The 13,181-nt window shown below is 69.6% G+C and carries 11 protein-coding genes; 5 read left to right on the top strand and 6 right to left on the bottom strand.

The window, feature by feature from the left end:
- Positions 1–9 precede the first annotated feature (9 nt).
- Positions 10–840, top strand: coding sequence for a polyphosphate kinase 2 (gene ppk2 / locus V5F66_RS16385; RefSeq protein WP_012114327.1), 831 nt, complete (start codon positions 10–12; stop codon positions 838–840).
- A 21-nt stretch (positions 841–861) separates the two neighbouring features.
- Here the strand turns inward: ppk2 and V5F66_RS16380 are convergent, their stop codons facing one another.
- Together V5F66_RS16380 and V5F66_RS16375 are read right to left on the bottom strand one after the other, a co-directional pair.
- The gene (locus V5F66_RS16380; RefSeq protein ID WP_394094265.1) at positions 862–2,100 is read right to left on the bottom strand and encodes an MFS transporter; all 1,239 of its coding nucleotides are present in this window, start codon (positions 2,098–2,100) and stop codon (positions 862–864) included.
- A gap of 278 nt (positions 2,101–2,378) precedes the next feature.
- Complete coding sequence (locus V5F66_RS16375) at positions 2,379–2,621, bottom strand: hypothetical protein (RefSeq protein ID WP_012114329.1); 243 nt, start codon at positions 2,619–2,621, stop codon at positions 2,379–2,381.
- Positions 2,622–3,241: 620 nt separating this feature from the next.
- Between V5F66_RS16375 and treS the strand changes: the two genes are divergently transcribed.
- The 3 genes from treS to V5F66_RS16360 all read left to right on the top strand — a co-directional run bounded on the left by treS (position 3,242) and on the right by V5F66_RS16360 (position 7,624).
- The gene (gene treS / locus V5F66_RS16370; protein WP_394094264.1) at positions 3,242–6,538 is read left to right on the top strand and encodes a maltose alpha-D-glucosyltransferase; all 3,297 of its coding nucleotides are present in this window, start codon (positions 3,242–3,244) and stop codon (positions 6,536–6,538) included.
- Between the two features lie 207 nt (positions 6,539–6,745).
- On the top strand, positions 6,746–6,919 hold the full coding sequence (locus tag V5F66_RS16365) for a hypothetical protein (RefSeq protein ID WP_394052398.1): 174 nt from the start codon (positions 6,746–6,748) through the stop codon (positions 6,917–6,919).
- Positions 6,920–7,126: 207 nt separating this feature from the next.
- Positions 7,127–7,624 (top strand): DUF1269 domain-containing protein, encoded by a 498-nt coding sequence (locus V5F66_RS16360; RefSeq protein ID WP_012114332.1) that lies wholly within the window; start codon positions 7,127–7,129, stop codon positions 7,622–7,624.
- Between the two features lie 49 nt (positions 7,625–7,673).
- On the opposite strand, the gene V5F66_RS16355 is transcribed toward V5F66_RS16360, so the two are convergent.
- The 4 genes from V5F66_RS16355 to V5F66_RS16340 are packed head-to-tail and all read right to left on the bottom strand — an operon-like array spanning position 7,674 to position 11,067.
- Entirely contained in the window at positions 7,674–8,531 is an 858-nt protein-coding gene (locus tag V5F66_RS16355; RefSeq protein ID WP_394094263.1) for a class I SAM-dependent methyltransferase, read from the bottom strand.
- Positions 8,528–9,571 carry a glycosyltransferase family 4 protein gene (locus tag V5F66_RS16350; RefSeq protein WP_394052402.1) on the bottom strand — a complete coding sequence of 348 codons (1,044 nt, stop codon included), beginning with the start codon at positions 9,569–9,571 and terminating at the stop codon, positions 8,528–8,530. Before V5F66_RS16350 ends, V5F66_RS16355 begins: the two co-directional genes overlap by 4 nt.
- A gap of 6 nt (positions 9,572–9,577) precedes the next feature.
- Positions 9,578–10,009, bottom strand: a complete 432-nt coding sequence (locus V5F66_RS16345; RefSeq protein WP_041575463.1) for a 6-pyruvoyl trahydropterin synthase family protein — start codon at positions 10,007–10,009, stop codon at positions 9,578–9,580.
- A 53-nt stretch (positions 10,010–10,062) separates the two neighbouring features.
- On the bottom strand, positions 10,063–11,067 hold the full coding sequence (locus V5F66_RS16340) for a zinc-dependent alcohol dehydrogenase (protein WP_394052404.1): 1,005 nt from the start codon (positions 11,065–11,067) through the stop codon (positions 10,063–10,065).
- A 54-nt stretch (positions 11,068–11,121) separates the two neighbouring features.
- Between V5F66_RS16340 and mdoH the strand changes: the two genes are divergently transcribed.
- Positions 11,122–12,993 (top strand): glucans biosynthesis glucosyltransferase MdoH, encoded by a 1,872-nt coding sequence (gene mdoH / locus V5F66_RS16335; protein ID WP_394052406.1) that lies wholly within the window; start codon positions 11,122–11,124, stop codon positions 12,991–12,993.
- Positions 12,994–13,181: the final 188 nt, after the last annotated feature.

Here is a 13,181-nt window from a genome sequence, read left to right as displayed (position 1 = left end):
AGGAACGCCATGGCCCATAATCGTGGGAAAGACGATCACGGGAAAGACGACGATGCCGGCGGGAAAGAACCGCTGACGCGCAAGGAGTATGAGCGCGAGCTCAAGGTGCTGCACGCGGAGCTGGTGAAGCTCCAGCTGTGGGTGAAGCATACCGGCGCCAAGGTCTGCATCGTTTTCGAGGGGCGCGACGGAGCCGGCAAGGGCGGCGTCATCAAGGCGATCCTGGAGCGGGTGAGCCCCCGCATCTTCCGGGTAATGGCGTTGCCGCCGCCCACCGAGCGTGAAAAGTCGCAGATGTTCATCCAGCGCTACCTGCCGCTTCTACCGGCAGCAGGCGAGATCATCATCTTCGACCGCTCCTGGTACAACCGCGCCGGGGTCGAGCGTGTCATGGGCTTCTGCACGGAGGACCAGGCGAAGAAGTTCCTTGCCACGGCCCCCTTCGTGGAAAAGGCGATCGTCGAATCCGGCGTCATCTTTCTCAAATACTGGCTGGAGGTCTCCGAGGAGGAACAGACACGGCGCATGGAGAGCCGCATCGACGATCCACGCAAGGTGTGGAAGCTTTCGCCGATGGATCTCGAATCCTATTCGCGCTGGTACGACTACTCGCGCGCGCGGGACGAGATGTTCGAAGCGACTGACACCCAGTGGGCGCCCTGGTTCGTCGCCCGGTCGAACGACAAGAAGCGGGCGCGGCTGAACATCATTTCCCACCTGCTCTCGCGCATCCCCTACGAGGACGTGCCGCTGGAGAAGATCAAGCTGCCCAAGCGCCAGAAGTCCCACGACTATGTGGAGGCGGACTACGCTCGCCACCGGGTGCCGGAGCGGTTCTGAGCTTTCGCTCGGCGGCGGGTGTCAGGGTCGGCCGGCGGCCGGCGCCGCATGCGCCGAGGCTTCGCGCTGCGTCTTCAGGTCGAGGGCGTAGGACGCGATGGCGAGGGCAAGCCCCGCCGCGGCGATGGTGGCGCCCATGAAGGGCAGGTCCGCATAGGGCAGTCCGGCGGTGAGCGCGAGGCCCCCGGCCCAGGCGCCGATGGCGTTGCCGAAGTTGAACGCGCCCTGGTTGAGGGTGGAGGCAAGGTTTGGCGCTTTCGCCGCCTCGCTCACCACCCGCGACTGCAGCGGCGCGATGAGGGCGAAGGCGAGCACGCCCCAGACGAACAGGGTCAGCGCCGCCGGCACCACCGCGTGGCTGGTGAGCGCGAACGATGCCAAAAGCGGGATGATCACTGCGATGATGCCGATCACCGAGGGCATCAGACGCCAATCGGCCAGCCAGCCGCCGAGGAAATTGCCGCAGGTGAGACCGACGCCGAACAGCAGCAGCATCATCGTCACCCCCTGGGTGCTGATGCCGGTGACGTTCTGGAGGATCGGCGTGATGTAGGTGAACACGCTGAACAGGCTCGCCGACGACACGATGCTCATGGCCATGGCGAACATCACCTGCGGGCTGCCCAGCGACTTCGCCTCCCGCTTGAGGTTCATGGGCGGCACCTCGATGGTGCGCGGCAGGAAGGCGGCCAGCGCCAGCGCGGCGGCGATGCCGATGCCGACCACCACGAAGAACGGGCTGCGCCAGCCCATGGCCTCGCCCAGCGCCGTCCCCGCCGGCACCCCCAGCACGTTGGCCAGCGTCAGCCCCGCGAACATCATGGCGATGGCCTGCGCCTTGCGACCGGGCAGCACCAGAGCGGACGCCACCACCGCGCCGAGGCCGAAGAAGGCGCCGTGGCACAACGCGGTGAGCACCCGCGCGCCCATGAGCAGCCAGTAGGATGGCGCGAGGGCGCACATGAGATTGCCGAGGATGAAGACGCCCATCAGCACCAGAAGGGCCCTTCGCCGGTCCATGCGTGCCGTCGCCACCGCGAGGAAGGGCGAGCCGAAGGTGACCGACAGGGCATAGCCCGTCACCAGCAGACCGGCTTGCGGAATGGTGACGTGAAGGTCGCCGGCCACCTGGGGCAAGAGGCCCATGATGACGAATTCGGTGGTGCCGATGCCGAAGGCGGCGGCGCCCAGCGCGAGCAGGGGCAGGCGGGGATTGCCGCGCACCGGAGCGGGCGACGGAGCGGAAGGCTGTGCGGCCATGACGATCACCGGATGGGGCGGAAGCCGGTTCGGGCGCAGGGCGCCGGATGATGAGCGTCAATTTATGCCGCAGTGCAGCAAAATCACCAAATGCATTTAAAGCCGGGCCGATGTCCGCCGAATGCATGGCCTTTTGCCGCAGGGCCCGGACTTGAAGTCTTGGACGTCAGTCTTGGATCGCAGTCTTGGACGAATGGAAGCCCCGCCGGTGGTGGCGTGCCAGGGGCGGGGCGTCACGCGGCGCGGGCGCCGCGGTATCGCTGAATCACGTCAACTGCTCACATCAGCCGGCGCGGGGCATCCGGGACGAGCTTCATCGCGTCGGCGAAGGTCTCGAACGCCACCCAGGCCCGACGCTGGAGTTCGGGCAGGCGGGCGGCTTCCATCTGGTCGAGCAGCATCTCGGCATGCTCGCGCACCGGATGCGAGCGGACAAAGCCGATGGCATCATCCAGCGACCGCAGGACAATGCAGGAGCCATCAACGCAGATCTTCAGCGGGCGACGGGCAGCTTCGAACATGGACGGTCCTCCGTATGGGTTGCAGCGCGTTGGCTACGTCTTCTTGTGTCGGCCAGCGCCGCTCTGCGCTTCCCGCATTCGGGGGAAGGATCCTCAGGTCTCGAACCTGAGCCTTAAGCCATGGCCGGAGAGCGGGCACGGAGGCTCCCGGAGCCCGCTCATCGGTGGAAACGCGGGCGGGCGTCGCCGGTTCCCCGCCGTTCCCTATTTTTTTGTGCCGCAACGCAGCGGGAATTTCGCTGCATCCTCCAAATTCGGGATGTGGCGCTCGCCGGGCTGTTTAGAACGGACTGCGTGCACGATGCCCGCTCGGCAAAGCGCGCTCAGCCGGACGGCATTTCCCCGCGTGCCGTCCGGCTGCCCCATTTCTGGGGTTATATCTTTGGCATGGCTCGCGCGGCACACCCGCTTGGCCTCGGCCAACCACCGAGGCTGATGGTCTCGGTCCTTCGGCCCTCCCTTCGCATCGGCAGCGGAACCGCCAAGCTTCAGCAGAGTTGGATGAAGCATGGCCTTCACGGCCACACCGAAACGCGACGGTTCAAGGATTGCCGTGCCCTTCTTTCCAGCCCCCCGTACTTGCCGCTCGACCCCGCTCCCCTCTCAAGGGAGGTTTCCGCATGCTTGAGCCCGTGACCGCCGGGGATGATCCGCTCTGGTACAAGGATGCGATCATCTACCAGCTCCATGTGAAGTCCTTCTACGATGCCAATGACGACGGCATCGGCGACTTCCGGGGCCTTATCTCCAAGCTCGACTATATCGCCGACCTCGGAGCCACCGCTGTGTGGCTGCTGCCGTTCTACCCCTCGCCGCGGCGCGACGACGGCTACGACATCTCGCTATATGAGGGCGTGTCGCCGGACTACGGCACCATGGACGAGGCGCGGCGCTTCATCGCCGAGGCCCATGCGCGGGGCTTGCGCGTCATCACCGAACTGGTGATCAACCACACCTCCGACCAGCATCCCTGGTTCCAGGCCGCGCGGCGGGCGCCCAAGGGCAGCCCCGAGCGCAATTTCTATGTCTGGGCCGACGACGACAAGGGCTATCCCGGCGTGCCCATCGTGTTCTGCGATGTGGAAAAGTCCAACTGGACCTATGACGAGGTCGCCGGCCAGTTCTTCTGGCACCGCTTCTATTCCCACCAGCCGGATCTCAACTTCGACAATCCGGAGGTGCTGGAGCGTGTGCTGTCCATCATGCGCTTCTGGCTGGACCTCGGCGTGGACGGGCTGCGGCTTGATGCCGTGCCCTATCTGGTGGAGCGGGAGGGCACGGACTGCGGCAACCTGCCGGAGACCCACGCCATCCTGAAGCAGATCCGCGCCCATCTGGACGCCCATTACACCGGCCGCATGCTACTGGCCGAGGCCAATCTGTGGCCGGAGGACACCCAGCAATATTTCGGCGCGGACGCGGACGAATGCCACATGGCGTTCCACTTCCCCATCATGCCGCGCATGTACATGGCCATCGCCAAGGAAGACCGCTTTCCCATCACCGACATCCTGCGGCAGACGCCGGAGATCCCGCCCACCTGCCAATGGGCGATCTTCCTGCGCAACCACGACGAGCTGACCCTCGAGACGGTGACCGATTCCGAGCGCGACTACCTCTGGAGCGTCTATGCGGCGGACCGGCGGGCGCGCATCAACCTCGGCATCCGCCGCCGCCTCGCGCCCCTGCTGGAGCGCGACCGGCGGCGCATGGAGCTCATGAACTCGCTTCTGCTCACCCTGCCCGGAACGCCGGTGATCTATTACGGCGACGAGATCGGCATGGGCGACAATATCCATCTCGGCGACCGCGACGGCGTGCGCACGCCCATGCAGTGGTCGCCGGACCGTAACGGCGGCTTCTCCAGGGCCGATCCCGAGCGGCTGGTGCTGCCGGTGATCCAGGACCCGCTCTATGGCTATGGCGCGGTGAATGTGGAGGCGCAATTGCGCGACTCCCATTCGCTGCTCAACTGGACGCGGCGCTTCCTCGCCGTGCGCCGTCAGCACGCCGCGTTCGGGCGCGGCACCTTCCGCCAGCTGTTCCCGCGCAACCGGCGCATCCTCGCCTATCTGCGTGAGCTGGAGGGGGAGGCGGTGCTGTGCGTCGCGAACCTCGCCCACACCCTGCAGGCGGTGGAGCTGGACCTGGCGGACTTCGAGCGGCGGGTGCCGGTGGATCTCGTCAGCGGTACCACGCTGGCCGCGCTCGGCCGCGCGCCCCTGATCCTCACCCTGCCGCCCTATGGTTTCTACGTCTTCGCCCTGTCGCAGACGGCGGCGGAGCCCTCCTGGCGCGATCCGGCGCCGGAGGCTCTGCCGGAATTCGCCACCCTGGTGGTGCGCGAGGGGCTCATGGGCGCGCTCTCCGAGCAGCATCGCGCCGTGATTGAAAACGAGGCGCTGCCCGGCTATCTCGCCCGCCGCCGCTGGTTCCAGGGGCGGGCGCAGGACATCGGCGCGACGCGCCTCGGCTGGGCCATGCGCCTGCCCGGCACCGAGCGCGACGTGGTGCTCGCCGAGGTGGAGGCCGACATTGCCGGCGCCACAGAACGCTACCTCATGCCGTTGTGCATCGCCTGGGAGGACCAGCACCCGCCGGCCATTGCCGAGCAGCTGGCGCTGACCCGTGTCCGCCAGGGCCGCCGGGTCGGGCTCCTCACCGATGCGGCGGTGCTCGACGGGCTCGCAGCCGGCGTGGTGCGGTCGCTTCGGGAAGAAGCTCCCGTGGAGTTGCCGGATGGTGGCGCCATCGTCTTCTCCCGCACCAGCCACCTCGACGGGGTCACGGTGGAGCGGGGCGCGCCGGCGCAATTCATCGACGCCGACGAGCCGGCCGCCAACCTCGTGGTCACCGATCGTGTGGCGGTGAAGCTGTTCCGCCACATGAAGTTCGGCCACACGGCGGAGGAGGAGATGGCGCGCCATCTCAGCACCCTCGGCCTGCCGCAGGTTCCGCCGCTGCTCGGCGCGGTCACCCGCACCGATCGGGCCGGCGCGCGGGCGCCGCTCGCCCTCGTCTACGGACGCATGCAGCACCAGGGCAATGCGGCGGACTGGACCATGACCCAGCTCCAGCGCGCCCTCGACACGGCTGCCTCCACCGTGGACGGCGCGCGCCAGCGCTTCGAGGACGAGATCGCCGGCATGATGGCGCTGGTGCGCAACATGGGCCGGCGCCTCGGCGAGCTTCATGCGGCCCTTTCTGCCCCCACCGACGCCGCCGGCTTCACGCCGCAGGACGCCGATGCGGAGCTGCGCGCCTTGTGGCTCAGCCGGGCGGAGGCGGCCTATTCCGCAGCCCTCGACGCCCTCGACCGCTTGCCCGCGCCGGACGGGGCGCGACAGTCCCGCCGTGCGGAACTGGAGGGGATGCGCGCCGCGCTGAACGAGCGGCTTGGCGTGCTGTACTCCGGCACACCGTTGCCCTTGATCCGCATCCATGGCCGGTGCGACCTTCACCACATGCTGGTGGCAGGAGGCGATGCGCTGATCGTGGGCGCCCTCGGCGGCCTGGAAGGCGTGCAGGAAGGGGAGCGGGCGCCGCAGAGTCCGTGGCGGGACGTGGCCGAGCTTCTGGCGGCGCTGGAGCGGGCCGCCGCCCGCATCGGCGGCGGCGAGACCGGTGCGGCACGCGATGCGCCGCAGCTTCGGGCCGAGCTTATCGCAGCCTTTCTCGCCCGTGCGGAACGGGCCGTGCTCGGCGCCTATCTGGAGCGTGCGCCGACGATCGCCACCGCATCGCGCCCCCTCGCCGAAGCCTTCAATCTGGAAGCACTGGCCCGAGCGGTGGTCGCGGAGCGGGAGCGCCCCCGGTGTGTCCATGCGCTGGCCTCCGCGCTTCATCGCCAGACGGCGCGTCTCCTGAAGACGGCCGACGCGGAAGAGGCGGCCGCGCTCGCCCGCGGCCCCTCATGATCGCCACGTCGGCCATGGGTTCGCGCGTTGGTGGGTGACGCAGGACATCGACCTCCGGGCTCCCGGTAGCCGCGGAGTGCTGAGGGGATCGGGCGGGGCGCGACGTCCCGCCCGCAGCAACTGGCAACGCTGGTTGTCCTGTCGGCCGGACGGTGGCTGCATCCCGCGTCCCACAGGCCTGTTCAGCTGCGCCTGCCCAATTGCGGCGTGGTGGGCTACCGAGCGGAGCAGATCGCTACGGCTGGCCGGGTCGCGTTCGGCTTCGTGAATGCGCTCGCCTCCATCGCTCTGACGGGCGGCGTCACCCCGGTGTTCGGCACCACCCCCATCGCCATCAATCCCGGGACGCCGCCCGCGTGCGCACGGCGGGTGACTGCGTGACGATTCCGCAGGCACTCAGGGACAAGCTGGAGGCGCCTGCACCCTGGCCGTGGGGCCGGCCCAAGGCGCGGCCGGCAGGTCTCTGTGAGGAACGGCGCGGCGGGCATTCCCCGGCGATCGACGGGGGTTGCGTATCGCGCGGACATGCCCTGTATGGCGCTGTGGCGGGTCCGATACCAATCCGGATGCACTGCCTTGGAGGATGACATGGCTGACCTCGTTATCATTGCCTATGAGTCTGAGGCCAAAGCGGAGGCTGCCCGACAGGAGCTCCTGAAGCTCCAGAAGGAATATCTGATCGAACTGGGCGATGCCGTGGTGGCGGTCCGGCAGGAGGACGGCTCGATCAAGCTCAACCAGCTGTTGAACACGACGCTTGCGGGCGCTGCGTCGGGCGGCCTGTGGGGCGGCCTCGTCGGGCTGCTGTTCCTCAATCCGCTGCTGGGCATGGCCATCGGTGCCGGCGCGGGCGCCCTCGCCGGAAAGTTCACGGACGTGGGCATCAACGACGACTTCATCAAGCAGGCCAGCTCGGCCCTCGGCCCGAATCAGGCGGCGCTGTGCGTGCTCGTCGGCAAGGTGACCGCGGACAAGGTAGTGGCCGACATGGCCCAGTTCGGCGGCACCGTGCTCCAGACCAGCCTCTCCACCGAGCAGGAAGAAAAGCTCCAGGCTGCGCTCAGGGGTACGCCTCCCGCCGCGTGACCGGCCGGGCTGCCGCCGCAATGCGGCTGAGACGGCTCCGCGCGCCAGATCAGGCGCGCGGCACCGCCAGAAGGTCCAGATGACCGATGGCGCAGGCCTCGGCAGCGGCGCGTTGGCGCGCCCAGTCCTGCGCCGTCGCCGCATCGACGCGACCGCTTTCCGCCGCCGCTGCGGCCGTGCCGGCGGCGAGCTTTTGGATCAGCGCCCGGTCGCCGGGGACGAGCCGCCACGGGCTCTGCGCCTGCCCCACCTCATAGCCCGCCCGCGCCAGCGCTGCGCCGAGCACCTGCGCGGCGTCCGGACCCAAGGCCGGGCCGAAGCCCTTGTCGATGCCCTGGTGGGCGCGAAAGCCCTCTGCGATGGCGGTGTCCGCCGCATAGGGCGGCGCCCAGGCATCCTGCCCGTCGCAGATGAGGGCGGCGTGGACGAGGATATCCGAGCCGGCCATCCCCTGCGCAAAGCGTTCGCACCAGTCCGCCGAGACCAGATCGTGGAACGCCGAGGCGGTGACGAGATGCGGCGCGAAGGCGCGCGGGGCGGCGGGATTGCTGGCAAGGTCGGCGATGGCGAAGTCCACGCGGATCTCGCGCGCACCCAGGGTGAGGACCAGCGTGTCGCCCGCCTCCCGCCAGGTGTCCGCGAAGGCCTTCAGGCGGGAGTGGGCGGCGGCGGCGAGGCTACCGTCGTGATCCATCAGCACCCAGTGCTGGCGCAGCCCGAGGCGGGGCGCCAGCGCCCGGAGGTTCGATCCCGAGCCGGCGCCGAGATCGACGATGCGCTGCTGTTCCACATCTTCCAGACGGCGCGCCAGCTCCGCCTCCAGGGCCATGTTGCGGGAGCGGTGGTCTGCTGGCTCACGCAGCGAGAGCCAGTCGTCAGAGAAGGTGGCGGGGGCGGGGGGGGTCACGTGTGGCTCGTTTTTGCCAGCACCTGGCCGATCACGGTGGCGGTGTCGGCCCAGGAGGGCAGTTGCTGCCCGGCGGCGAAGGCCGCGTCGGCAAAGGCCCGGCGCCGGGCCGGATCGGCGATGAGGCTGCGCAGGGCCTCCGCGAAGGCCTCGGCATCGCCGGGGGGCACCTTGAGGCCGGCGCCGTCGGGCACCGTCTCTCCCGCCGCGCCGCCGGTGGTGCAGACCACGGGCAGGCCGCGCCGCATGGCTTCCGCCAGCACCATGCCATAGCCCTCATAGAGCGAGGGATGCACGAAGATGTCGGCCTTCGCGTAGGCGGCATCGAGGTCGGCGCGATTGAGTTGGCCCAGCAGGCGGATGTTGCCGCGCGGAGCCGCCGCCGCCCGCGCCGCCACCATCTCCGCCGTGGGGGGATCGAGATGGGCGGCACCGGCGATGGCGAGTGAGAAGTCGAGGTCGGCGATGCGGTCGAGGGCATCGAACAGGATGTCGTAGCCCTTGCGCGGGGTCAGCGAGCCCACGGCGATGAGGCGCGGCGGTTCGCCATCGGCGGGCACGCGGGCCATGGGCTCGGTGCCGGGCACCGCCAATGTCAGGCGTTCCGGGGAAACGCCATAGCGCGCCACCAGGGTGCGGCCGGTCTCCGGGCTCACGGTGATCACCGCGTCCACCGCCTTCAGCGCCGCCTTTTCGCTCTGGAACAGGTGTTCGGCTAGCTCCGGGGACAGTCCCGTCTCCAGCGCCAGCGGATGATGCACCAAAGCGACGAGGCGCCGGCCCAGCGCCTTCAGCCGGTCCGCCGGCAGGGCGCCGAAGGCAAGTCCGTCGCCCAGCAGAATGGTCTCCGGCGGAGTCGCCGCGAGCCGGGCGAGGGCCGCCTCCACCTCGGCCCCGGACGGGGTGGGGAAGGCGCCGTCGAGGCTCAGGGGCGCGATGTCGAGGCCGGTGGCCGCCAGCTCGGCGATGACGCGCCGGTCATAGGCATAGCCCCCGGTGGGGGTGTCCAGCGGGCCGGGGTGGACGAAGGCGACGGGCATAAGATCTCAGGACATAAGCTGGAGGGTGGCGTCGTCGGCGGCAAGGTCCGCCTCGAACCAGGCGCGGGCCACGTGGGATTCGTGCAGCGTGACGCGGATGCGGGCGAGCGCCTCGCTGCCCGCGCCCAGCTCGCCGGCGCGCGCGGCCTGGGCCATCTTGTCGAAGACGTGCCGGCACAGCACTTCCGTGGTGGTGTTGCGGCCGGCGAAGTCCGGCAACTCGTCGAGGTTCTTGTAGTTGAGCGGGCCGAGCACAGCCTTGAGCGCGTCGTGGGCGCGGCCGATGTCCACCACCACCCCCTCCACCGTCAGCTCGCGGCGGTAGAAGGCCACGTCCACCACGAAGGTGGCGCCGTGCAGCGCCTGGGCGGGCCCAAACAGGGCGCCCTTGAAACTGTGGGCGATCATGATGTGCTCCCGCACCTCTACCGCATACATGCGTAACTCCCTTGGTGGGTTTCGGCGCGTGCCCGAAGCCGGTGGCATCGGCGTCACTTGTAGCGCACCACCGTCGCGATGCCTGCCGCCCCGTCCGCAAGGATACGCGGCAGGGCCTGCGGCAGATCGTCGAAGGCCACCTCCTCGGTGATGAGCGCGTCGAGGGCGGCGTCGTCGAGGAGCACCAGCGCTTTCTCCAGCCGGCGCCGGTGGCTCCAGCGCGGCCGGCGGCCGGGGCTGACCATCCCCACCTGCGAGGAGACGATCTGCAGGCGCCGGTGGTGGAAGGCGCCGCCGAGCTGCGCAGTCACCCCCTTGTCGCCATACCAGCTCATCTCCACCACGCGGGCCTCGTCGCCGCAGCAGGCCAGCGCGGTGGCCAGCCCCGCGCCGCTGCCGCTGGTGTGGAAGACGATGTCGGCGTCGGCCACCCCTTCACCCGTGGTCGCGAAGGCTGCGCCGAAGGACCGCGCCAGATCCGCGCGGCTTTCATCCGGATCGATGACCGTCACCTCCGTCCCCGGCAGGCGGGCGGCGAGATAGGTGATCAGCAGGCCAACGAGGCCCGCCCCCACCACCGCGATGCGATCGCCGGGGCCGGCACCGCCATCCCACAGGGCGTTGAGGGCGGTTTCCATGTTGGCGGCAAGCGTCGCCCGGCGGGGCGGCAGGCCCTCCGGCAAAGGCGTCAGCATGGCGGTCGGGGCATTGAAGCGGGTCTGGTGCGGGGCGAGGGCGAAGACGAGGCGGCCCTCAAGCGCCGCCGGCCCCGCCTCCACCCGGCCGACCGCGCAATAACCGTATTTTACCGGGAAGGGAAAGTCGCCCTGCTGCAACGGCGCGCGCATGCGGTCGCGGTGGACGGGATCGGTGAGGCCCTGGAACACGAGGCGTTCGGTGCCGCGGCTGATGGCGCTCCATAAGGTGGCGACCTGCGCCGCGTCGGGGCCGGGGGGTGCCAGGTCTTCCGCGCGCAGGGCCGCAGTGCCGGGGCCGACGGTCCAGAGCGCCCGGCACTCGGCGGATTTGAGACATTTTGACGCATCAAGGGCTGCCATGCCGTCGCTTTCGTATAGCGCTTGCGGATACTGCCGTGGCCTTGCCGGCGGCGGGTGCGGGATGCGTTTTCAGCCTTGAGCCGGGTCCGGCAGTTGGAGCTATGCATGTCTTCGAGGTCCGGTCCACCGCCTGAAGTGAGCCCCGCTGCTGATTTCACCCCGGCCCTGCTCCAGCCGATGGCGGCCCTCGCCCGGCGCCGGATGTTCATGCTGGTGGCGAACGCTCTGACGCTGCTGGTGGTGCTGGCGGGGGTCGCCGCGCTGGGCGCCCATGGCGGATTTACCATTGTGGATGGCCTCATCCTCCTGTGCGCCCTCGCCATAACGCCGTGGAATGTCATCGGGTTCTGGAACGCGATCACTGGGCTCGTGCTGCTGCACGCCCGTCGCCGCGGGGTGGAGGCGGCGGCGCCCTTCCTCGCCCCGGAGCCGCAGGGGCCGCTCACCGCGCGCACCGCCATCCTGCTCACCGTGCGAAACGAGGACCCGGCGCGGGCGCTGGCGCGCCTCAGGGCGGTGAAGGCCGACCTCGACGCCAGCGGCCATGGTGGCCTGTTCGATTTCCATGTGCTCAGCGACACCTCGCGCCCGGAGATCGCGGCGGCGGAAGAGGCGGCGGTGGCGGCGTGGCGGAGCGAGGAGGGAGCGTCCCGTATCTTCTATCGCCGCCGGCCGGAGAACACCGACTTCAAGGCTGGCAACATCCGCGATTTCTGCCTCTCCGCCGGCGCGCGCTACGACTTCATGCTGCCGTTGGATGCCGACAGCCTCATGGGCGCGTCCACCATCCTGCGCATGGCGCGCCTGATGGCGGCCCATCCGCGCCTCGGCATCCTGCAGAGCCTGGTTGTGGGGCTCCCGGCAAAGAGCGCCTTTGCCCGCATGTTCCAGTTCGGCATGCGTCACGGCATGCGCTGCTACACCCTCGGCGCCTCCTGGTGGGCGGGGGAGTGCGGTCCTTTCTGGGGCCACAACGCGCTGATCCGCATCGCCCCGTTCCGCGCCTTCTGCCATCTGCCGCACCTGCCCGGCGCGCCGCCTTTGGGCGGGCCGATCCTCTCCCACGACCAGGTGGAAGCGGCCTTGATGCGCCGCGCCGGCTATGAGGTGCGGGTGCTGCCGGTGGAGAGCGAGAGCTACGAGGAGAATCCGCCGGCCGTCACCGACTTCGTGTCGCGCGACCTGCGCTGGTGCCTCGGCAACCTGCAATATCTGCTGCTGCTGGCGCAGCCCGGCTTTGCCGCCAGCCTCAAGCCCATGAGCAGGTTCCAACTGGTCTGGGCCATCCTCATGTTCGTGACCGTGCCGGCCCACCCGCTGTTGATCGCGCTTCTGCCGTTCGCGGCGGCGCAGGCGGCGGGGATGCCGGATTATCCCGCCGGCCTCGCCATGGGGCTTTATGGCGGCATGCTGCTGCTGGCGCTGGCGCCGAAGCTTGCCGGCGTCGCCGACGTGGCGCTGACGCCGGGCGGCGTCGCGCGCTATGGCGGGGCAGGGCGCTTTGCCGTGTCGGTGGTGGTGGAGCTGGTGTTTTCGTTCTTGCTCTCGGCCATCACCGCGCTGGCGGTGACCTTGGAGATCGGCCGCCTGATGCTGGGTCGCGCCCGCTCCGGCTGGATGGCGCAGGCCCGCGACGGCCATGGGGTGAGCTGGGGTGCAGCGGCGCGGTCCTTCTGGCCGCAGACGGTGTTCGGCCTTGCGGTGACGGCGGGGCTCGCTGTGGTGTCACCCGGCCTGATCTTGTGGGCGGCGCCGGTGCTGGCGGGCTATGTGCTCGCCATTCCGTTCACGGTTGCCACCGCCGATCCCCGCTTTGCCCGTTTCGCGGTCAGGACCCGCCTGTGCGCCGTGCCGGAGGAATTCGCGCCCACCGACGTGCAGCGCATTCTTTCGGGCGAAAGCCGGCGCGCGCGGGTTGCGGCCTGAAGCGGTTGGCTTGGCCGGGCCGGCCGGCGGCATAAAGTCCCCATCGGCCCAGGCAGGGTCGCGCCCTGCTGGTGCCGCCCGAGGATAGCGGACCGAGGATAGCGGAGCACCCCCGGCCCGGAGGTCGGGGGGTGCTCGCTTTCCGGGGGTCGAGGGACGGGCGTGCTGCTCGCCGGCCCGTCCGATCA

Source organism: Xanthobacter versatilis (assembly GCF_043193975.1).
Lineage (GTDB): Bacteria > Pseudomonadota > Alphaproteobacteria > Rhizobiales > Xanthobacteraceae > Xanthobacter > Xanthobacter autotrophicus_E.
Note: the sequence above shows the minus strand (reverse complement) of the source record. Positions and strands in the feature narration are given on the sequence as shown.